The following is a 20,170-nucleotide window of genomic DNA, read 5'->3' on the forward strand; positions in this document are numbered from 1 at the left end:
CGAGATGAGAGACGATGGAGCGGGTGATCGGAATCGAACCGACATATGCAGCTTGGAAGGCTGCCGTTCTACCATTGAACTACACCCGCGTTCAGGTCCCGACATACCCGGGCCGGGCGCGGTTTGTCGAGGGCGGGATGTGCGTCGCCTGCTCGCCGGACGGTCGAGGGCGGGCCGATGCAGGCGGGAGAGCTGGACGACGCGACGACGCGCCCGAAGGGTCCGCAAAGCGTCCCCGCAACTCGGCGAGTGCGGCAAAACCCCGAGAGCCTGCGGTGGACGTCTATGCAGGACCGCGCGGCAGGAAACCCAGCCTCCCTCCCGTCATCGAGGCCGGGGCGCGTTGTGATAGTCCCTCGCAGCGCTTGGGGCCGGTTCCGCTCACGCGGGCCGGTCCCAATTTACTTCCGTGGCGCGACGTCCCTCCGGTAATTGGGGGCCCTCCCGAATTACTCATATCTCCCAATTATGAGTTTCTGATCGGCGTCGTACGCCATTAGAAAAAACTGCTTCAGCCATTTTTCTTTTCCTAAATAGTCATCCCAGAAAATTTTGAGATTTAAACGCTCACTCATCGGGAATGGACCCCCATGTTCCTTATGATGGCACCCATCAATCAACAGGATAATTTCATCGCTCGAACCAGGACCAATATAGCTTATCGATCCATCAAAACACAAACCACCGACTTTTCCATAATTAAAAAACTCTGATTGATAATACAGGTCGTAAATTGGTACAGATCCTACATTGTGAACTTTGAATGTAATCCTAAATTGGTTTACCGCTGCGCTATAATCTAGCTGAGGATTGCTCAGCTGGGGGTATGGAGAAAGCTGCGCATTGTTTGCTCTTATTATTTCGCTATTTGATTTATTTATCTGCTGAAAGTTTTGATGCAAATAGTACAGCGCGAAAGCGGACAGCATCATTCCCCAGATAGCAATTACCGTGTTCAGCTTCTCCATCGCGCTAGCGTCGACAAAAGCAACAGCCGCAATGAAAACGAACGCGATCACGACGCCCGTAGCTATCGCAAATTTGCTAAGCATGCCTAGCGTCGCCCGCCCTAAAGCACCGATAAAACTCAAGCGAGAATATTATACAAAGCTGGGTGCTTCGCATTGTAAATTTTATGAGGGAAATTTTGGTGGGTTTCCCAATCTCTAATCAAATATCTCTAATAAATACATGGTTTTAGAAAAATAAATGGTGGAGGGGGCTGGATTCGAACCAGCGTACGCCGAAGCGGGCAGATTTACAGTCTGCTGGATTTAACCACTCTCCCACCCCTCCACAGGGCGCGATCTCGGGAAGATCGCAGCGGCCGGTGAAATGCACCGTCCGCCCGGGTCCGCACCGGGGCTCCGCGTGAGGCCGTTGCGCTCGTGCGCGCAAGGCTTTACCGAGGCCCTCCCCGATTTGGAGCGCGGACTATAGTCATGGCCCCTAGCAGGCGCAACACCGAGAAAAAGCCATCTGCAGCACGGTCCGCAGGCCGCCGCAAACACGGCCGCAGGCCCGGCTCGGACCACCGCCGCGAGACGCCTGGCGAGGGGTGGATCTGGGGCCGGCACGCCGTGCTCGCCGCGCTCGCCAATCCGCGCCGGCGGGCGATCTCGCTTCATGTGACGCGCAACGCGGCGGACGATCTGTCCGACGCCGACCTCAAGCGCGCGAGCCTGGAGCCGCCTCATGAGATCGCCTCGCGCCTGCCCGAAGGCGCGGTTCATCAGGGCTTCGCGCTGAAGGCCGCCGCCCTCGCGCCCGAACCGCTCGCGGCGGTGACCGAGCCCACGCACGGGCTTCTGGTCGTGCTCGACCAGATCACCGATCCGCAGAATGTCGGCGCGGTGTTCCGCTCGGCCGCCGCGTTCGGCGCGCGCGCGGTGATCATGCAGGATCGCAAGTCCCCGCCCATGTTCGGCGCGCTGTGCAAGGCCGCGGTCGGGTGTGCGGAAACGGTGCCCTTCGTCGAGGTCACCAACATCGCCGACACGCTTATCGAACTCAAAAAGGCCGGCCGGTTCGCGATCGGGCTCGCTGGTGAAGCGGACGCCACGCTCGCAAGCGCGGTCACCGATCACGCCGGGCCTGGTCTGGTGCTGGTGCTGGGCGCGGAGGGCGAAGGCCTTCGCCCGCGCGTGGCTGAACATTGCGACCTGCTTGCACGCATCCCGATGGGGCCGAAAGCGGAAAGCCTGAACGTCTCCGCGGCCGCGGCGGTGGCGCTCTACGAGGCCTCCCGCCACGACCCGCGAATCAATCCGCAAGGCTTCGGCGGCCCGGGCTTCATCGGACCGAACGACTGAGCCTCAGTCAGCGACCGTGAAGCGGCCCGAGCCGCTGGTGCGGATCTCGCCGAACTGCTCGAACCCGCCGACGACGACGTCGCCGCTGCCGGTCAGGCGCACTTTCGGGGTGATCGCGTGCCCGCCGAAGCGCACGCCGCCAGACCCGGTCCCGGTGACCTCGAACGGCTCGGCGCGGCCGTCCGAGACAGTGACCGAGCCCGAACCGCCCAGCCGGATCTGCATCGGCCCGTTCACCGAGTCCGCGCGCACGTCGGCCGACCCCGATGCGTTGAAGATCAAACCGCCGAGCGCGCCGGCGCTGAGGCCGCCGTCGCCGCTGGACGACAGATCGGCCACGCCCGCCACGTCGCCGAGGCGCACGCCGCCCGAGCCGCTGGTCCGGCCCTCGAACGCGCCGACATCGCCGGCCGTCACGCCGCCCGCGCCGGAAAGCCGGACCGAAAGCGGTCCGGCCACATCGCCGATCTCGGCCCCGCCCGAGCCGGACGCGCGCACCTCCGCGCTCGCAGCCGAACCCGCCTCGACGCCGCCGGAGCCGGACAGCCCGATCTCGAGCGGCCCCGCGACGTCGCCGGCTTTGGTGTCGCCCGAACCGGACTGGCTGACCGACAGCGAACCCGAAGCGCCGAGCCTCACCGCGCCGGAGCCGGACTGGCTCACACGCGCCGCGCCGCCGACATCGCCGAGCTGGACCTCCATATCGCCGGACAGCGAAACCCGGGCGTCGCCCTCTATGTCGCCGGCGATGAAACCGCCGCACGCCGAGGCCGACAGATTGAGCGCCGCAAGATCGCCGGCGGCGCCACGGAAAATGCTGTCCGAGATCTCCAGATCGATCGGGCCGGGCGTGGTCACGATCAGCAGGGGCAGCGCGTCGAAGGCGAGCGCGTCGCCGCGGCGGCGGCCCACCCGTTCTTCCCCCTCCCGCCCGAAGCAGCGCCAGCGGCGCAGCGTGTCCCCGCCGTCGATGGCCAGGCCGTCACCGGTTTCGGAAATCTCGCCCGGCCGATCGCCTGCGCGTTCGATGCGCGCAGACAGCGCCGCGCCCTGCTCGATCCGGATCTCTCCGGCGAAATCCTCGATGACCACGGCGGGCGCAGACTGAAGGGCTGCGGCGGCGAGGAGGCTGGCGGTGAAGGACATGGCGGAGTTCCCTTTCAAGACGGCGTCGCAATGAAGATGCATCGTCGCGCACCTATGGATGCTTGATGCCTGCTCACATGCGCCATGTCCTTACCGGAGCTTGACAGGATCGACAGCGCGCGGCCTCGACAGGCCGCACGGCGCGGCGTTTTACTGGCGGCATGAAACACCACGCCCCCCGCACCGAGCTGTCCACCCACGCCGTCTTCAACCAGTCCGAACCGATGACCGGCGTGAACGTCTACGCCGCCGACGCCATGTTAAGCGACGCCGTGAAGCGCAACGGCGGCGGCGTGCACGCCGCCCACCTTTCCGCTTTCGGCGAGGCGGCGGGGTCGGAGACGGTGCAGGACCTCGCCCGGATCGCCAACGAGAACCCGCCGAAATTCAAACCCTTCGACCGGTTCGGCCGGCGCGTGGACGAGGTGGAGTTTCACCCCGCCTATCACGCGCTGATGGAGCTGGGGCTGTCGAACGGCGTCTCGGCGGCGGCCTGGCGCACCGAAGACGCGCCGCACACCCTGCACGCCGCGCTATTGATGATCATGGGCTCGGCGGATGCGGGCGTGTGCTGCCCGCAATCGATGACCTACGCCTGCGTGCCCGCGCTGAAGCACGCAGACTGGACCGGTCCCTGGATCGAAGGCGCGACGAGCGGAAAGTACGATCCGCGCTTCATCCCGCCGGAAGACAAGGCCGGACTGACGCTCGGCATGGCGATGACCGAAAAGCAGGGCGGCTCGGACGTGAGGGCGAACACCACGCGGGCCGAGAGCGCGGACGGCGACGTGGTCACCCTGACCGGGCACAAATGGTTCTGCTCCGCGCCGATGAGCGACGGCTTCCTGACGCTGGCCTATGAGGGCGAAGGCGACGGCGCGGCGCTGTCATGCTTTCTCGTGCCGCGCTGGCGGCCTGACAGAACCCGCAACACGATCGAGATCCAGCGGCTGAAGGACAAGCTCGGCGACAAGTCCAACGCCAGCTCGGAGATCGAATACAAACAGGCCTGGGCCCGCCGGATCGGCGAGCCGGGGCGCGGCGTGCGCACCATCATCGAAATGGTCAACCACACCCGGCTCGATTGCCTGGCGGGCAGCGCCGGGCTGATCCGCAACGCCGCCGCCGCCGCGGTCTGGCACGCCGACCGGCGCAGCGCGTTTCAGCGCCGCCTGGTCGACCAGCCGCTGATGCGTGAAGTGCTCGCCGAGCTGAGCCTCGAGGCCGAGGCCGCGCTGGCGCTGGCCTTCCGCGTCGCGCGCAGCTTCGACAAGGCGGTCGAAAACCCGCACGAGGCGGCGCTGGCCCGCCTGCTCACCCCGATCGCGAAATACTGGATCTGCAAGCGCGCGCCGTATCTGGTCTACGAGGCCATGGAGGCGCATGGCGGCGCGGGCTATGTCGAGGAGCACCCCCTGCCCCGCATGTTCCGGCAGAGCCCGCTCAACGCGATCTGGGAAGGCTCGGGCAACGTCATCGCGCTCGACGTGCTGCGCGCGCTCGGCAAGGACCCCGCCGCAAGACACGCCCTCGCCGCCGAGCTCGAAACCGCGCGCGGCGCCCACCCCGCGCTCGACGCCCGGCTCGACGCGCTGCTCGCCATGGCGCCCGAAGGGATCGGCGAAGCCGACGCCCGCCGCTTCACCGAAATCGCCGCGACCGCGCTGACCGCGAGCGCCCTGATCGGCGCCGGCCTAGACCCCGCCGCCGACGCCTACATCGCCCGCCGCATCGCAGAGACCCCGACCATGCTCGGCGCAGGCGAAGCGAAGATCGACACCGACTGGCTGATCGGCCGGGCGCGGCTGGCGGGGTGACGCGCGAGCCGCGTATCTCGCGCCGACACCGGTCACGAAAGGCAAAAAGCTGGAGCGCTCGACCGTGTTTTTGGCGAGCGCTCCAGAGGCGGGTTGGTGTTTCGACTTAGACCGATCCGGCAGACTGCAGCTGGCCCAGATAGAGCGCGGTGAAGCTGATCGAGTTGAAGACGCCGTGGGCGATGAAGACCGGGAAGATGTTCCGCTTGGTCATCAGGAAGAAGAGGCCCAGCAGCAAGCCGACGCTGCCGGTGATGATCACCCCGTACCAGCCTTGGCCGAAATAGTGCAGCAGGCCGAACGGAGCGGCGACTGCGAACGCGGCCACGATGCCGGCGAGCCAGCCGTCGCCCAGCGCCCGCTGAACGTTGTTCATGAGCAGGCCGCGGAAGATCACTTCCTCACCGAGAGCGGCGTTGACCCACATGGTGACCATGGCGATCGCGAAAGCGATGTGAATGTTCGGCCCGGCGATCGGGTTGAAATTCATCTCGGACGTGAAGCCCAGAGACATCAGGAACATCGCGATCGGGCTGACGATCACCATCATGACCGGCGCGATCAAAACCCCTTGCAGGACAGCCAGCCAGATACGTCCCGGGCGGCGAAACCCGAGCGAGCCCAGCCCGCGGCCCGTCGCGACCGCCCAGACCATTGCGCCGACCGCGATGGTGAGAGTGGCGAAGGTGGACCACATGATGGCGTAGCCGCCAGGGGAGATGTCTCCCAGGAAATAGCTGAACGTGCGTCCCAGGGCGTAGTAGCCGCCCACGATCGCGATCACCGAAACCAGCGCCTTGGTGAGGCTGTTCATCCGCGGCAGCGTCGCAGAGGCTTGCGTCTGGGGCGCCGTCGGGAAGATTTGTGACTCTGACATCTGTATTCTCCGTACAAGACCTGACCGTCTTCGACCAAAGGGTTTTCAAACCGCTCTTATCCGGCGGTTGAAACTTCTTTAAGCGCGGTTTAAATTCGTATCAACAGAAATTGGATTTCTGGGAATGAACATGTATCGACTTCTCAGCTACGCGTTGCTGGCCTGGGCCGCCGTGACGCTCGCCATCGCAGCCGCCACGATCGCCTCAGCCGGCTTCGGCGTTCAGTTTCCCGGCCTTGAATTCGATCAGGCGACGCCCGGCTCGGCGGGGAGCGCAGGACCGGTCGGCTTTCTCATCGCCGCGGTCCCGGTGACGCTCTTCGTCGCGACCCTGCTCCAGGGCGCGAAGACGGTGCGCGGGCTCGGTACGATCTCGGAGCACTGGCGTGAGAGCACGCGCGATCTGCGCCGCCTGGCTGTGCTCCTGCTGGCCGCGATGGTGACCGACATGGTCGCCCAGAGCCTGATCAACTCGATTGTCGTCTCTCGGGAGGCCGGCGCGTTCGCTGTCTCACCGGTCATCGACATCACCGAGATCGGCAAACTGCTGATCAGCCTGATCATCTTCCTCGCCGCCCGCGCCCTCGATCTCGCCCAGGCCGAGGTCGAGGAAAACCGTAGTTTCCTGTGAGGCCGGCCATATGCCCCTGGTGATCAATCTCGACGTGATGCTGGCCAAGCGGAAGGTGAAGTCGAAAGACCTCGCCAAGCATCTGGGGCTGACAGAAACGAGCCTGTCGCTGTTCAAGTCCGGCAAGCTGAAAGGCATCCGGTTCAAGAACCTCGAGATGATGTGCGAATATCTCGACTGCAAACCGGGCGACATTCTCGATTTCGTTCCCGGGGAGCCGGTCTACAGCGCTGAAGACGACCAGGGCGAAAGCTAGGGACCATATCTCGCACGCACGCCTGAGCCGCGTCTGGTCCGCCTCGATCGCGGAGGGAGGCCATTCCCTACCCGCAAGACCCGCGCTAACCGTAGCAGAGGGGGTGCGAGCCATGTCTGCGATCACGATCGGACTGATCTGTTACGTGCTGATCCAGCTCGGGATCGCGGTCTGGGCGTCGCGGCGGATCGGCGGCGACGCCGATTATCTGGTGGCGGGCCGGCGGCTGGGCGTCCTGACCCTCGGGGTGAGCCTGTTCGCGACCTGGTTCGGCGGCGAGACGGTGATGGGCGCGAGCGCGGCGATCGCCGACGAAGGCCTCGCCGGCGCCCGGGCCGAGCCTGTGGGGTATGCGCTTTGCCTTGCGGCCGCCGCGCTGCTGGTGGCGGGCGCGCTTCGCGCCAAGGGCTATCTGACGCTGGCGGATTTCTTCCGCGACCGGTTCGGGCCGAAGGCGGAGATCGCCGCGGCGCTGGTTTCCATCCCCACTTCGGTGATCTGGGCGGCGGCGCAACTGCTTGCTCTGGCTTCGCTTCTGAGCGCTGTGACCGCCCTGCCCGTCCCCGTCGCGATCATCATGAGCGCAGGCCTCGTGATGGTCTACACCACGCTGGGCGGTCTTCTGGGCGACGTGATCACCGACGTCCTTCAGAGCCTGGTCGTGCTGGCCGGTCTCGCGGTGATGCTCGTCCTGTTGATCGCGCGGGCGGGCGGGCCCGCCGAAGCGCTGGCGGCGATCGAACCGGCTCAGCTCATTCTGGTCCCGCCCGGCGAAAGCTGGATCGAGCGGGTCGACGCCTTCGCCATCCCGATCCTGGGCTCGATCGTCGCGCAGGAGATGATCGCGCGCTTTCTCGGCGCGAAGACGGCGAGAACGGCCGTGCGCGGCGGGCTGTTCGCGGCGGGGCTTTATCTGGTGGTCGGCGTCTTCCCGCTCGCCTTCGGCCTTGTCGGCGCGGGGATCGGCTTCGATCCGGAGGCGGGCGATCTCTACCTGCCGCTCATGGCCGCGGAACTTCTGCCCAGCGCCCTGTTTGTGATGTTCGTCGGCGCGCTGTTTTCCGCGGTCCTGTCCACCGTCGACAGCGCGCTTCTGGCCGTCTCTGGACTTGCCACGGAAAACCTTTACGCCCGCGCCCGCCCAAAGGCCGGAGTGCGCGAGAAGCTCTACGCCGCAAGGGCGCTGACGCTGGTCGCGGGGCTGGGCGCGCTGGCGGTCGCGTTTTCAGGCGAGACGATCTACGGGCTGGTCGAGATCGCCAGCTCTCTGGGCTCGGCGGGGCTTCTTGTCTCGCTTCTGATCGGCCTTCACAGCCGGTTCGGCGGGGAGTGGAGCGCGCTGTCCGCTCTCGCCGCAGGCCTCGTGACGATCTGGCTCGCCGACTGGGTGTTCGTGATCCCGGGCGGCTTTCTTCTGTCGATCGCCATTGCGGCGGCGGCTTACGGGGCTGCGGGGTTGGTGCGGTCCCGCCCGGCGGGACCGCAATCGCAAGCCTAGTTCAAAAGGCCGAACACCGTGGTGCCGAGCACCGTGCCCACCGCATAGCCGAGCACGCCCATCAGAACCCCCGGCGTGACCAGATCGCGCCAGCCCTTCGCCGCCGCCAGGGCGGGCGCGGTGGTCGCCCCGAGGATCGCCGCGTTCGACGCGATGAGGATCTCAGGCAGCGACAGCCGGGCGAACTTCGCGAGCACCAGCGCCACGACCGCATGGACGCTGACGAGCACGAAGATGAACAGACCGATCAGCGGCGCCGCCTCGAGCAACATGGCGATATTGGATTCCGCTGCGATGGCGGCGAAGAACATGAAGGCGAACACGACGCCGAGTTCGAACCCGCCATGCAGCCTGGCCATCTGTCCGGGTACGACAGTGGGAAGGATCAGTGCGAGCATGGTGATGGCGACATAGCGCAGATCGCCGATCGACACGCCGATCGCGGCGCGCAGATCGTCCGGGCCCAGCCCCCACCAGGTTTCGAACGCGTAGGCCCCGGCGCGCACGAGCGCATCGCCCAGCGCCACGACGACCAGGGCGTAGGTCAGCGTCAGGGCGAGGCTGAGCGAGGTCGCCCGGCCGCCGCCCTCGCCGGCCTCCTCGATCTCGCCCTGGGTGTGATCGCGCGGAACATAGCGCCGGGCGAGCCAGGCCAGGCCGGGAAGCATGGCCATGACCGCGACCCAGCTCGCGCTCGCCAGATGGTCGGCGGCCACGATCGCCGCGACGAGAGCGCCGTCTTCGGACAGCCCGGTCATCTGGGTCAGCGGCACGAAGTTCACCGTGCCGCCGGTGTAGGACCCGGTCAGCGACGCGGCCACCGCCGCCTCCTGCGCGCCGAGATCGACGACGAACACCGCAGCGAAAACGCCGAAGAGCGTTGCCACGCAGCAGATCGCGAAAGCGCCGGTCATGCGCGTGGTCTCGAACAGGATTCGGCGCAGGTCCGCCTTCATCAGGAACAGCGGAATGAGCACAGGCACGGCGTAGCGGAACACGAAATCATAGGCGCTGGAGCTGAACGGCATCACCCCCATCCAGATCTGCTCTCCGGTTTCCGTGGTCCCGACCGGCACGCGCAGATTGGTTGCGAGAATGGCGATCAGGATCGCCCAGACCGTGCCGGTCAGAAGCGCGCCGATCTTCGTTTTCTCGAGCAGAAAGCCCGCAGCGGCGATGCCGAACAGGCCGGCCATGACGGCGACCGGCTGGTCGGCGGGTATGAGCGATATGTCCACGGTCGCGCGGGCTCCTAGTCTGGCAGAACGGCGTCGGCTTCGATCTCGACGACGAAATCGGGATGGGCGAGCGCGCTGACGCCCACCATGGTCGAGGCGGGCGGGCAGGCGCCGAACACTTTGCGGTGCGCTTCACCGACGGCGGCCTGGGTTTCAGGCGTCATGTCGGTGACGAACATGCGCGTTCTTACGACATGCTCGGGCCGGGCGCCCGCGATTTCCAGCGCCTTCACGATGATCTGAAGACAGCGCTCGGCCTGCGGACCCGCCTCGCCCGGCCGGTGGCAACCGCCGTCCTCTCCGACGGCCACGGTGCCCGCCACGAGGACATGATCTCCCGCGACCACGGCGCGGCGATAGCCGACCTTGTCTTCCCAGGGCGCGCCGGAGGTGACGCGGGTCCGACCCGCGATGGTTTCGGTTTTCATGGACGGCCGCTCACTGCGCGGCGCCGTCGCCCGACGGCACGCCGTTGTTGAACAGATCAAGCGCGATCACGGCCATGCCTTCGGCCGCCGTGGTCACCGCGGTTTCCGCGTCGGTGTAGAAGAAAGGCGAGTGGTTCGCCGGCGGGGTTTCGCCGCGCGCCTGATACTCCTGCCAGACCTCCATGGGCTGGCCGCCGACCCAGAACATGAAGATCGGCACGTCTTCTTCCGTGCGGCCGTAGCGGGAGAAATCCTCCCCGCCGGTCACGGGGTCTGCGGTCGCCACCCGCTCGCCGAAGCGCGCTTCGAGCACCGCGCCGGCGCGATTGGACAGGGCGGGGTCGTTGAAGACCGCCGGCGTGTAGGTCTCCTCGATCTCCACCACCGGCATCAGCTCGTCGGGCAGACCGGCCGCCATGGCGATCCCGGTCGCGACCCGCTCGATGCCGGTCAGCAGGTTCTCGCGCACTTCGTCGGTGTAGGAGCGCACGGTGAGCTGCAGATGCGCCTCGTCCGAGATGATGTTGTGCTTGGTGCCCGCGTTGAAGGCGCCGACCGTGATCACGCCGGTCTCGAAGGGCGACAGCTCCCGGCTGATCAGGGTCTGAAGGCCGATGACGATCTGGCTCGCGATCACGATCGGGTCCTTGCCAAGATGCGGGCTCGCCCCGTGCGCGCCGATCCCCTTTACGTAGAGATCAACAGTATCGACATTCGCCATGGCGTAGCCTGGCACGTAGCGGATCTCGCCGGCCGGCATGTAGCCCCAGGTGTGATGGCTCACCACCGCGTCGGGGGTGGGGAAGCGCTCATAGAGCCCTTCGTCCAGCATCGCCATGGCGCCCAGTCCGATCTCCTCGGCGGGCTGGGCGATCAGCACCAGCGTGCCCGACCAGGCGTCGCGATTGTCCGCCATCCAGCGGCCCGCGCCGACCAGAGCGGTCATGTGGGTGTCGTGCGCGCAGGCGTGCATGACCGGGAATTCCTGGCCCAGCCGGTCCTCGCCCACCACGGTGGAGGCGAACTCCAGCGGGGTCTGCTCGCGCATGGGAAGCCCGTCCATGTCCGCGCGCATCAGGATGGTCGGCCCCTGCCCGTTCTCCAGAACCGCGACGACGCCGGTGCGGCCGACCTCCTCGGTCACCGCGTAGCCGGCGTTGCGCAGCTCCTCGGCCATGCGCGCGGCGGTCTGAAACTCCATGAAGGAGAGCTCCGGATTGGCGTGCAGATGCCGGTAAAGCCCCTGCAGATGGGCGTTCCAGTCAGCGTCCAGCGCGGCGCCGATATCGTCCTGGGCCAGGCTCGGCGAGGCGAGCGCGAAAACGGCGGCGGCGGCGGTCAGAAGTCGGCGCATGACTGAGTCTCCCCTGTTCGCCGGTCATACCAGACCCGGCGGAGCGGGGCGTCAACCGGGCAGCCGGACAGGCGCGCCGCGGCGATCGGCGCTTGTGTCCTGATCCGCCCGGCCTAGTGTGCCGGTCATGAACCCGCCGATCTGGTCTCCCTGCAAGAAAATCTGCCTGGTCGATCCCGGCGAGCGCATCTGCGTGGGCTGTTTCCGCACGCTCGACGAGCTCGGGCGCTGGACGCTGATGAGCAAAGAGGAGCGGCTCGCGGTGAAAGCCGAGCTGAAGGGGCGCGAGGCCGCCTATCGCGCGGCGAAGGCACGCTAACCGCCGAACGTCGCCTCGCGCAGCATGTTGAGCGCGACCAGCAGCAGCCCGATCGCGAAGGCCTGTTTCAGGCGCTCGGCGTTGAGCTTATGGGCGAGCGCCGCGCCGACCGGGGCGAGGAACACCGCTGCGGCCGCGAGGCAGACGAAGCCGGCCATGTTCACATAGCCCAGCGAGAACGGTGCGCGGGCGGGCTCGTCCAGCCCTGCAATCACGTAGCCGATCGCGCCGGGCAGGCCGATCGCGACGCCGAAGCCCGCCGAGGTCGCCACCGCCGTGTGGATCGACCGCCCGCACACGCTCATCAGGGTCACGCCGAACACCCCGCCGCCGATGCCCATCAGGGCCGACAGCGTCCCGATCACCGTGCCGAGCACGCCGCTGAGCGGCAGTCCGGGCATGTCCTCGGCGAGTTTCCAGTCCGGCCGTCCGAAGAAGAATTGCGCGGAGAGCAGCAAGGCCACGGCGCCGAACAGCGCGGTGAGAACGCGCCCCGGCGCGAAATCGGCGATCGCCGCGCCGATGAAGGTGCCCAGCACGATCCAGGGCGCCCAGGCCTGGATGATCTTGAAATCCACCGCGCCGCGCCTGGCGTGTGCGGCGACAGATCTGAGCGAGGTCGCCACGATCACCGCGAGCGATGTGCCCACCGCGGCGTGCATGGCGGTCTCCTCGAAGCCCAGCGCGGAGAGCACGTAATACATCGCCGGCACCATCACGACGCCGCCGCCGATGCCGAACAGTCCGGCGATCAGGCCCGCGCCGGCGCCCACGGCGAGCAGCGCCAGAATGAAGGGCAGATATTCGATCACGCGGCGACGCGCTCCGGCGCGACGGCGGCGAGCGCAGCTTCGACCACCGCCCAGTCCGCGCCGGGCCGGTTGGCCTTTTCAGACAGGATCTGGCGGAATTTCCGGGCGCCGGGCCGGCCCGCGAACAGGCCCAGCATGTGCCGGGTGATCGCGTGCAGCCTGACGCCGCGCTCGAGCTGGCTCTCGATGTAGGGGCGGTAGGCGAGCACCGCGTCGACCGGATCGCTCACAGGATCGATCTCGCCGAACACCCGGCTGTCGACTTCGCTCAGGAGCCAGGGGGTGTGGTAGGCCGCGCGTCCCAGCATCACGCCGTCGAGCGGGCCCTGTTCGCTGAGGGCTTCGTCCAGCGTCGTCAGCCCGCCGTTGAGGATGATCTCGAGATCGGGCCGTTCGGCCTTCAACCGGCGCACCAGCGCGTAATCGAGCGGCGGCACGTCGCGGTTCTCCTTCGGGCTCAGACCTTTCAGCCAGGCCTTGCGCGCATGGACGGTGAAGCTCGTCACGCCGCTCTCGGCGACCGTGTCCACGAAGCCGAACAGGGTCTTTTCGGGCTCCTGATCGTCGACGCCCAGCCTGTGCTTGACGGTGACGGGAACCGAGACCGCTTCACGCATGGCGGTGAGACAGTCGCGCACCAGCTCGGGCTCGCGCATCAGGCAGGCGCCGAAGCGGCCGTTCTGCACCCGGTCGGACGGGCAGCCGACATTGAGATTGATCTCGGCGTATCCGAAGCCTTCGGCGATCTTCGAGGCCTGGGCCAGGGCCGCCGGATCGGAGCCGCCCAGCTGGATCGCGACGGGGTGCTCGGCCGGGTCGAACCCGATCAGCCGCTCCGTGTCGCCGCGGATCACCGCCTGATCGACCGCCATCTCGGTATAAAGCAGAGCCCGGCGCGTGAGGATGCGATGAAACGCCCGGCAGTGCCGGTCGGTCCAGTCCATCATCGGCGCCACCGAAAAGCGGCGGTCAGGGGCGGGGCTCGCACAGGTCATGGGCGGCGATGTAGGCTGTAGGCGGGAAAAGCGCAAACCAGGCGCCCCAGGTATACGGAACGCACCGGCGCCGCTGCGTGTTGGCCCTGCAGTAGCGGGGCCGAACAGTCAGGAGACCGAAACATGAAAACCGCATGGCTCGCCGCAACAGCGCTCGCCGTCCCGGCTATGATCGCCGCCTGCGCCGCACCGGGCGAAATGATCAACGATCCCGACGACTTTGCGGCCTATCAGGGCGATCCGCGGCTCGGCACGGAAGTCGACCGCATCTGTTTTTCCCGCAATATCGACGGCTTCGGTGAGACCACCGACAATTCTGTGATCGTCGAGGCGGGGGTGAACGAGCACTATCTGATCAAGACCTTCGGGATATGCTCGGATCTGGAGTACGCGCAATCGCTCAGCTTCGAACAATACGGTTCGAGCTGTCTGAGGCGCGGCGATCAGATCATCCCCTATGACAGCGTGTTCGGCCCGGACGAAGCAGGCCTGCCGCCGCGCTCCTGCGCGATCGACCGGATTTACGAGTGGGATCCGACGGTCGCGGTCGAGCAAGGCGGCTACTGAGCCTTAACCGGTCGTTCACCCTGAGGCTTAACGCGGCCTTGAACCGTGGCGTGCATGCTTCTTGGCGAAGGGAGCACGCCATGGCCAAGGCCGTTTTTCACAAACACCAGCGCGTCTACGTCAAACCTGTGGGCACCTGGGCGGCGATCGAAAAGGTCAAGCCGCAATGGGTGAAGGACGTCGAGGAGCCGGTGAAGATTTTCTACGACTGCGGGCTGGGCCGTGACTTCACCGCCGCCGAGCTCAGCGCCGAACAGGTCGAGGAGGCCGACGCGGGCCGCTGGCGGCTCATGCGCGCGCGCAACAAATGGCAGAGCACGGACGAGTGCGCCCACCACCCCCAGCCGGGCACCTATCCTGTCGTGGTCACCGACAAGCAGGACTGGGGCGGCTGGCGCGTGCCCGGCGCGGAATACGACCGCGACCCGGCGCGGATCGAGCACCAGGCCCGGCTGATCGTGCACGCGCCTTCCCTGCTCGCCCTGGCTGAAACCCTCGCCCGCGAAGCGGCGGAAAATCCCGACGCGGGCGCAGCCTTCGTCAATCTGGGCAAGACCGCCGCGGACCTGGTGCGCGCCGTGCGCGCCCGGCCTGAAACCCGCGAGCCGTTCGCCGCAGCTGGTTAAGGTCTCCGAAACTCGCCTGCGCCGAATATCCTGCTATATTCCTTTACCTTAGGAAGCGGCCGGGCGGCACGACATGGCGGATTTCTCACGCGTTCAGGCGCTGGTCGTCGACGACAACGCGCACATGATCCAGATCGTCCGCTCGATGCTGCTCGGTTTCGGGATCACGCGGACATACGAGTCCCGCGACGCAGCCGAGGCCTTCGACATCGCCCGGAACGAAGCGATCGATTTCATCATCGTGGATTACCAGATGCCGCTTCTGGACGGGCTGGAGTTCACCCGGATGGTGCGTACCGCCAAGGACACACGCAATCCGTTCATCCCGATCATCCTGCTGACCGCCCACACCGAACGCTCGCGCATCTTCGCCGCGCGCGACGCCGGCGTGACCGAGATCTGCGCAAAGCCGATCACAGCCAAGCAATTGTGGATGAAGATCGCTGCAGTCGTAAATAATCCGCGGCCGTTCGTGCGCGCCCCGGGTTTCTTCGGTCCCGATCGCAGGCGGAAAGACGGCTCCGCACCAGACGGAGGAGACCGCCGCACCACGCAGCTCGTCGAGACGGCTCCGAAGACCGAGACGTCGCCGGGCATGCTCGCACCCGAATCGCCCAAGGCGGCCAGCGCCTGATCCGGGCCGCGTTAACGCTTCCTTGCTGGACGCGGCAGGGCGGCGCGCCTTACCTTTCCATCCATGATTCGACAGCGCGAAGCGAGCGGCGGCGGGGTGCGCCGATCGGCGCCGGCGGGCGAGAGCCGCCCGCGCACCCTCGGTGCACGTGGGGTCATCGTGCTGGTCGGCCTGTTCGCGCTGGTTTTCGGCGCGGTGATCTTCATCAAGCTGCAGACCGAAAGCGGCGAAGCGGCGCGGTCCGCCGCCGCCTCCAGCGCCCTGACCGCAAACTTCGTCGCGACCGGCGTTGAAAGCCGGCTGAGGGAAGTCGGCGGCGCGTTGTCGATGGCGGGCGCGCAGCTCGAAGGTCTGGACGGCGCCCCGCTCACAGCGGCCGGTCAGGCGGCGGTCCGTCGGCTCGAAGCCCTCCCGTCGGTCAGCGCCGCCGCCCTGCTTTATCCCGACGGCCGGATCGAAACTGCGGGCGGCGTCGAAGCCCAAACCTTCCGCGCCGCCGCCGACGCCGCGCTCGCCTCGCCCCAGGGCGTCGCCGCGCTCGCCCATGACGAAGCACCCCTGGCCGCCGCAGCGCCCGCCCCGCTCGGCGACGGCTCGGTCGGCGCGCTGGTCGCGATTCTCGATCCTGACGCGCTGCTCGGCATGTCGACGGCGGGCGAGGTGGCGATGCTGACCGACGCGCAGGGCCGGCTTCTGGCGATCCGTCCGCAGGCGAATTTCACCGGCGCTCCGCTGGCCGTGGAGCGGTTCAATCTCGACCCAGCCCTCGTCGCCGCCACCGCCGAGCGCGGCGGCGCGGTCAAGGGCGGCGACTTGGCCGGAACGCCGAAGCTTCTGGGCGCCGCCGCGGTCGCCGGCGCGCCTTTGCACGCGCTCAGCCTGGGTCCGGTCGGCATGGACGCCGCCACCCGGAACCGGACCTGGCTTTTCCATCTGCTGATCTTTCTCGCCCCGCTTGGCGCGGCGGTGGCGCTGAGCGCGCTTCTGCGCAACCAGATGAGCCAGCTGGGCGACACCCAGCTGCGCCTCAGCGACAGCGAAAGCCGGTTCCGGATCGCCATCGAGGGCGCACGCTGCGGGGTGTGGGACTGGGATCTCGAAACCGACGACGTGGTGCTGACCGAAAGCTTCGCCCAGCTCATCGGCCGGTCGGGCGCGGAAGGGTTGAGCGGTCCTGAACTGCTGCTGCTGTTCCGCGAAGAGGACCGCGCGCGCGTGCGCGCCGCCCTGCGCGGGGCGGCCAACGCCAAGGATGTCGACGTGGAGGTGCGCGCCGCACAGCTGCCCGTCTGGCTGCAGCTGCGCGGCCGGATCAAGCCGGGCACCCGCCGCATCGTCGGCGTCGCCATCGACATCACGGAGCGCAAGGGCGCCCAGGCCCGTGTCGCCGCAGCGGAGTCCCGCCTGCGCGCCGCGCTTGAATCGATGACCGAGAGCTTCGTGCTCTGGGACGCGCGCAAGCGGCTCGTGCTCTGGAATCGCAAGTTCCGGGAATTCTTCGGCTTCGGCGACGGCGTGCTGCGCCCCGGCATGAGCTACGCCGAGGTCGAGGCGGCGGCGGGCCGCGCGATCGCGCGCGTCCACGGCGGCGAGGACGGCGCGGAAGCCTATGATCTCGAACTCGCCGACGGACGCTGGCTGCACTATTCCGAACGCCGCACGGCGGACGGGGGCCTCGTGAGCGTCGGCGCGGACATCACCGAGCTCAAGGCCCAGGAAGGCGCGCTCAAGGACAATGACCGCAAGATGCGCCGGACGGTCGAGAACCTGCGCCTCAGCCAGGAGCGCATCCAGGAACTCGCCGGCAATTACGAGCAGGAGAAGATCCGCGCCGAGGAGGCCAACCGGTCGAAATCGGAGTTCCTCGCCAATATGAGCCACGAGCTGCGCACGCCGCTCAACGCCATCAACGGGTTTTCCGAGATCATGGCCGGAGAGATGTTCGGTCCGCTCGGTCACGAACGCTACAAGGACTATGTCGCCGACATCCTCAGCTCGGGCCAGCACCTGCTCTCGCTGATCAACGACATCCTGGACATGTCCAAGATCGAGGCCGGCAAGATGCAGCTCCAGCCCGAGCCGGTCGAACCCGCCGAGCTGATCGAGCAGTGCGTGCGGATCATGCGCGCCCGCGCCGAGGAAAAGCAGATCAGGCTGACCGTGGAGGGCGGCGAACTGCCCACCGTCGAAGCCGATCCCCGCGCGATCAAGCAGGTCCTTTTGAACCTGATGAGCAATGCGGTGAAGTTCACGCCCGAGGGCGGCTCGGTGACCGTTCGCGGCTTTGATGCGGCGGACGGCGTGGTGCTTCAGGTGGCCGACAGCGGCATCGGCATCGCAGAAGCCGACCTGCCCCGTCTCGGCCGGCCCTTCGAGCAGATCGAAAGCCAGCACTCGAAAAAGCACGCAGGCTCAGGCCTGGGTCTGGCGCTTTCGAAATCGCTGGTGGAGATGCATGGCGGGACGCTGCGCATCGACTCCGTCGAGGGCAAGGGCACGACCGTGTCCTTCTCGCTGCCCCGCGAAGCGCGCCTGCCCGAGGGCCACGACTCACAGCCCGCCAGCCGCGAACCGGCGGCCCTTCACTGATCGTCGCGCGGCGCCCGGCGCCGCCGGTCGAGCCTGTCGGGGCCCATGGCGGCTCTCAGCGCAGCGCGCCGCTCCTCAGGATCGAGATCGGCCGCGACGCCCAGAACCAGCGCCTCGGTCCGGGTCTCGAGCGCCGCGCGTGCACGGCGCGCCTCGTCGAGCCGGGCTGCGGCGGTCTCGGGATCGAAATCCTCTGCGGCGACAGCCCGCATCGCGGCGACGCGCGTCTGCACGGTCTCCCGGGCGAGGCGGCGCAGCTCGGGACGCTGCGCTTCAAACCGCGCGCGCGCCTCCTGGCGCGCTTCAGGCGGCAGGGCTTCCAGAAAGCCGCGAAGATCGAAGCCGCCGCGGCCGGGCCGGACGTTTTCCTCGGCGCGGGGCGCTTCGGCCGGACCGAACCAGCTGCGCGCGCCGGCGCCGATCAGCACGCCGTTGAGCGCGACCGAGACCAGAAGCAGCACGATCCAGATATTGATCCTGCCCATCACGCATCCTCCAGAAGCGCAGACACTTCATCGTCACCGAGAGCCCCGAACGCCGCCGCGAATATCTCCGCGTCCGTCGCACCGGGATCAGTCCCGGCGAACCAGCCCGCGCCCAGACCGATCGCCAGGGTCAGCGCTGCGGCCATCGCCGCCCAGCGCGGCTGCGGCGCGCTCGCTGCGCCGGCGCCCGCTCCATCGGCGATGATTTTGTCGGACAGCCCCGTTGGCGGCGGCGTAACGGCCGCGCTACGCAGCGCCGCATCGAGCGCCGCGGCGTCTTCAAGCAAGGCGCGAGCGGCGGGGTTTCTTTCGACGAGGGTGAGAGCCTCGGCCCGCTCAGCCTCCGGCCAGCGCGCGATCTCGCCGCCATAGGCGTCCGCGAGCGCTTCAAACCGCTTGATGTCCATCACCCATGCCCTCCTCGGCCTTCGGCCAGGCTTTCGATAAGCGACGACCGGTCTCCGGCCAGCGCCGCCTTCAGCGCGCGCCGTCCGCGCGCCAGAAGGCTTTCGAGCGCGTCCACGCTCACCTCGAGCACGGCCGCCGCTTCGGCCTGGCTCATCTCCTGAAAGTGACACAATTCCAGAGCCGTGCGCTGGCGCAAGGGCAGCGCGGCGACCGCCGCCCGAACCCTGTCCGCCGCGCCGGCCGCAGCCAGCATCGCATCGGCGCGCGGCGCGTGATCGGTCTGTTCGGGCGCTTCGCCGTCCAGCAGCGTCTCACCGCGCTTTCTCAGCCGGTCGTAACACAGATTGAGCGCGATCCGCGCCACCCAGGTCTCGATCCGCGCGCGCTCGGGCTCGTAACGGCCGATATTGCGCCAGACCTTCACGAAGGCCTCCTGCGCGACGTCTTCGGCCTCGACCCGGTCGCCGATCGTGCGCGCGGCCAGACCGTGCACGAGCGGCAGGCAACGCGCGGTGAGCGCGGCGACCGCCTTGCGATCGCCGCGCCCGATAGACCGGGCCAGCGCCCGGTCGGCCGCGATGCGTCCCGCCCCCTCTCCAGCAGGGTTGGGGGAGCCGCCGACGAGCCTGAGGGCGGGACGCACCACAGCTCCGTCAGTCGCGCCACCAAGCGCGCGCTTGCCGCCGTTCGTCGCGGGCTTCCATCGCCGCGTCGATCTCGGCTGCGGTCACCACGCCGTTCGCGTCGGCGTCGAGCCGGTCGAACAGCGGATGGGGCGCCTCGACGAATTCGGACCGGCTGATCCGGCCGTCGCCGTCTGTGTCCACCCGGCCCATGCCGCGCCGGCCGCGGCGCTCGCCGCCCTCGCGCATGTCCGCCATAGCCTGGCGGGTCGGCGAAGCGTCCGCCTCGGTCAGAAAGCCGTCGCCGTTGCGGTCGCGATAATCGAACTCCGCCGCTCTCAGGGCGCCCAGTTCGGCCAGCGTAACCTGATTGTCGCCGTTCGCGTCGGCCGCGCCGAGCATCATCAGGGCGCGCGCGCCGCGCCGGGGGGCGTGCGGCGCCGCGCCGTGCTCGCGGGCGTGTTCGCCGCGCGGCGCCTGGGGGGCGGATTGCGCCGCGGCCAGGCCGGTGAACACCAGCGCGCCGGCGGCGGCGAGAAGAAGGGTCTTACGCAT

22 protein-coding genes and 2 tRNA genes are annotated in these 20,170 nt (G+C 67.7%); 10 read left to right on the plus strand and 14 right to left on the minus strand.

Features of this window, described 5'->3' with window-relative positions:
• Positions 1–15: 15 nt before the first annotated feature.
• The 3 genes from ABL308_14965 to ABL308_14975 form a co-directional block, all read right to left on the minus strand.
• Positions 16–89, minus strand: a tRNA-Gly gene (locus ABL308_14965).
• Between the two features lie 360 nt (positions 90–449).
• Positions 450–1,091 (minus strand): hypothetical protein, encoded by a 642-nt coding sequence (locus ABL308_14970; GenBank protein XBQ16240.1) that lies wholly within the window; start codon positions 1,089–1,091, stop codon positions 450–452.
• Positions 1,092–1,210: 119 nt separating this feature from the next.
• Positions 1,211–1,296 (minus strand) — tRNA-Tyr (locus tag ABL308_14975).
• Positions 1,297–1,442: 146 nt separating this feature from the next.
• Between ABL308_14975 and ABL308_14980 the strand changes: the two genes are divergently transcribed.
• A complete protein-coding gene (locus ABL308_14980; protein XBQ16241.1) occupies positions 1,443–2,312 on the plus strand; it encodes an RNA methyltransferase in 870 nt (289 codons plus the stop codon).
• Positions 2,313–2,315: 3 nt separating this feature from the next.
• Here the strand turns inward: ABL308_14980 and ABL308_14985 are convergent, their stop codons facing one another.
• On the minus strand, positions 2,316–3,458 hold the full coding sequence (locus ABL308_14985; GenBank protein XBQ16242.1) for a hypothetical protein: 1,143 nt from the start codon (positions 3,456–3,458) through the stop codon (positions 2,316–2,318).
• A 161-nt stretch (positions 3,459–3,619) separates the two neighbouring features.
• Between ABL308_14985 and ABL308_14990 the strand changes: the two genes are divergently transcribed.
• Positions 3,620–5,275, plus strand: coding sequence for an acyl-CoA dehydrogenase family protein (locus ABL308_14990; GenBank protein XBQ16243.1), 1,656 nt, complete (start codon positions 3,620–3,622; stop codon positions 5,273–5,275).
• 106 nt (positions 5,276–5,381) lie between these two features.
• Here ABL308_14990 and ABL308_14995 read toward each other — a convergent pair whose 3' ends face one another.
• Positions 5,382–6,152, minus strand: coding sequence for a CPBP family glutamic-type intramembrane protease (locus ABL308_14995; protein ID XBQ16244.1), 771 nt, complete (start codon positions 6,150–6,152; stop codon positions 5,382–5,384).
• 130 nt (positions 6,153–6,282) lie between these two features.
• Between ABL308_14995 and ABL308_15000 the strand changes: the two genes are divergently transcribed.
• The 3 genes from ABL308_15000 (at position 6,283) to ABL308_15010 (ending at position 8,537) form a co-directional block, all read left to right on the plus strand.
• Positions 6,283–6,783, plus strand: a complete 501-nt coding sequence (locus tag ABL308_15000; GenBank protein XBQ16245.1) for a hypothetical protein — start codon at positions 6,283–6,285, stop codon at positions 6,781–6,783.
• 10 nt (positions 6,784–6,793) lie between these two features.
• On the plus strand, positions 6,794–7,039 hold the full coding sequence (locus ABL308_15005; protein XBQ16246.1) for a helix-turn-helix transcriptional regulator: 246 nt from the start codon (positions 6,794–6,796) through the stop codon (positions 7,037–7,039).
• Positions 7,040–7,151: 112 nt separating this feature from the next.
• The gene (locus ABL308_15010) at positions 7,152–8,537 is read left to right on the plus strand and encodes a sodium:solute symporter family protein (GenBank protein XBQ16247.1); all 1,386 of its coding nucleotides are present in this window, start codon (positions 7,152–7,154) and stop codon (positions 8,535–8,537) included.
• Here ABL308_15010 and ABL308_15015 read toward each other — a convergent pair.
• From ABL308_15015 to ABL308_15025, 3 genes are read right to left on the minus strand one after another with little or no spacing between them, the layout of a single operon-like run.
• The gene (locus ABL308_15015; protein ID XBQ16248.1) at positions 8,534–9,775 is read right to left on the minus strand and encodes a DUF819 family protein; all 1,242 of its coding nucleotides are present in this window, start codon (positions 9,773–9,775) and stop codon (positions 8,534–8,536) included. The genes ABL308_15010 and ABL308_15015 overlap by 4 nt on opposite strands.
• Positions 9,776–9,789: 14 nt before the next feature.
• Positions 9,790–10,203, minus strand: coding sequence for a RidA family protein (locus tag ABL308_15020; protein XBQ16249.1), 414 nt, complete (start codon positions 10,201–10,203; stop codon positions 9,790–9,792).
• A gap of 10 nt (positions 10,204–10,213) precedes the next feature.
• The gene (locus tag ABL308_15025; GenBank protein XBQ16250.1) at positions 10,214–11,557 is read right to left on the minus strand and encodes an amidohydrolase; all 1,344 of its coding nucleotides are present in this window, start codon (positions 11,555–11,557) and stop codon (positions 10,214–10,216) included.
• Positions 11,558–11,684: 127 nt separating this feature from the next.
• Here ABL308_15025 and ABL308_15030 point away from each other — a divergent pair, with 127 nt between their 5' ends.
• Complete coding sequence (locus tag ABL308_15030; GenBank protein ID XBQ16251.1) at positions 11,685–11,876, plus strand: DUF1289 domain-containing protein; 192 nt, start codon at positions 11,685–11,687, stop codon at positions 11,874–11,876.
• Here ABL308_15030 and ABL308_15035 read toward each other — a convergent pair.
• Entirely contained in the window at positions 11,873–12,688 is an 816-nt protein-coding gene (locus ABL308_15035; protein ID XBQ16252.1) for a sulfite exporter TauE/SafE family protein, read from the minus strand. The two genes, ABL308_15030 and ABL308_15035, sit on opposite strands and share 4 nt — an antisense overlap.
• Positions 12,685–13,683, minus strand: coding sequence for a tRNA dihydrouridine(20/20a) synthase DusA (gene dusA, locus ABL308_15040; protein ID XBQ16253.1), 999 nt, complete (start codon positions 13,681–13,683; stop codon positions 12,685–12,687). Before dusA ends, ABL308_15035 begins: the two co-directional genes overlap by 4 nt.
• 123 nt (positions 13,684–13,806) lie before the next feature.
• On the opposite strand from dusA, the gene ABL308_15045 reads away from it, so the two are divergent.
• The 4 genes from ABL308_15045 to ABL308_15060 all read left to right on the plus strand — a co-directional run bounded on the left by ABL308_15045 (position 13,807) and on the right by ABL308_15060 (position 18,099).
• Complete coding sequence (locus tag ABL308_15045; GenBank protein XBQ16254.1) at positions 13,807–14,250, plus strand: DUF6491 family protein; 444 nt, start codon at positions 13,807–13,809, stop codon at positions 14,248–14,250.
• 80 nt (positions 14,251–14,330) lie between these two features.
• Complete coding sequence (locus tag ABL308_15050; GenBank protein ID XBQ16255.1) at positions 14,331–14,876, plus strand: hypothetical protein; 546 nt, start codon at positions 14,331–14,333, stop codon at positions 14,874–14,876.
• Positions 14,877–14,949: 73 nt separating this feature from the next.
• On the plus strand, positions 14,950–15,510 hold the full coding sequence (locus ABL308_15055) for a response regulator (protein XBQ16256.1): 561 nt from the start codon (positions 14,950–14,952) through the stop codon (positions 15,508–15,510).
• Between the two features lie 63 nt (positions 15,511–15,573).
• Positions 15,574–18,099, plus strand: coding sequence for a PAS domain-containing sensor histidine kinase (locus ABL308_15060; protein ID XBQ16257.1), 2,526 nt, complete (start codon positions 15,574–15,576; stop codon positions 18,097–18,099).
• Here ABL308_15060 and ABL308_15065 read toward each other — a convergent pair.
• The 4 genes from ABL308_15065 to ABL308_15080 are packed head-to-tail and all read right to left on the minus strand — an operon-like array spanning position 18,093 to position 20,170.
• Positions 18,093–18,584: a periplasmic heavy metal sensor gene (locus ABL308_15065; GenBank protein ID XBQ16258.1), complete on the minus strand. Its 492-nt coding sequence runs from the start codon at positions 18,582–18,584 to the stop codon at positions 18,093–18,095. The two genes, ABL308_15060 and ABL308_15065, sit on opposite strands and share 7 nt — an antisense overlap.
• Entirely contained in the window at positions 18,584–18,994 is a 411-nt protein-coding gene (locus tag ABL308_15070; protein ID XBQ16259.1) for a hypothetical protein, read from the minus strand. The genes ABL308_15065 and ABL308_15070 overlap by 1 nt, the downstream gene beginning before the upstream one ends.
• On the minus strand, positions 18,991–19,635 hold the full coding sequence (locus tag ABL308_15075; GenBank protein ID XBQ16260.1) for an RNA polymerase sigma factor: 645 nt from the start codon (positions 19,633–19,635) through the stop codon (positions 18,991–18,993). The genes ABL308_15070 and ABL308_15075 overlap by 4 nt, the downstream gene beginning before the upstream one ends.
• Before the next feature lie 10 nt (positions 19,636–19,645).
• Positions 19,646–20,170 carry an EF-hand domain-containing protein gene (locus ABL308_15080; GenBank protein ID XBQ16261.1) on the minus strand — a complete coding sequence of 175 codons (525 nt, stop codon included), beginning with the start codon at positions 20,168–20,170 and terminating at the stop codon, positions 19,646–19,648.

Source organism: Oceanicaulis sp., assembly GCA_040112665.1.
GTDB lineage: Bacteria > Pseudomonadota > Alphaproteobacteria > Caulobacterales > Maricaulaceae > Oceanicaulis.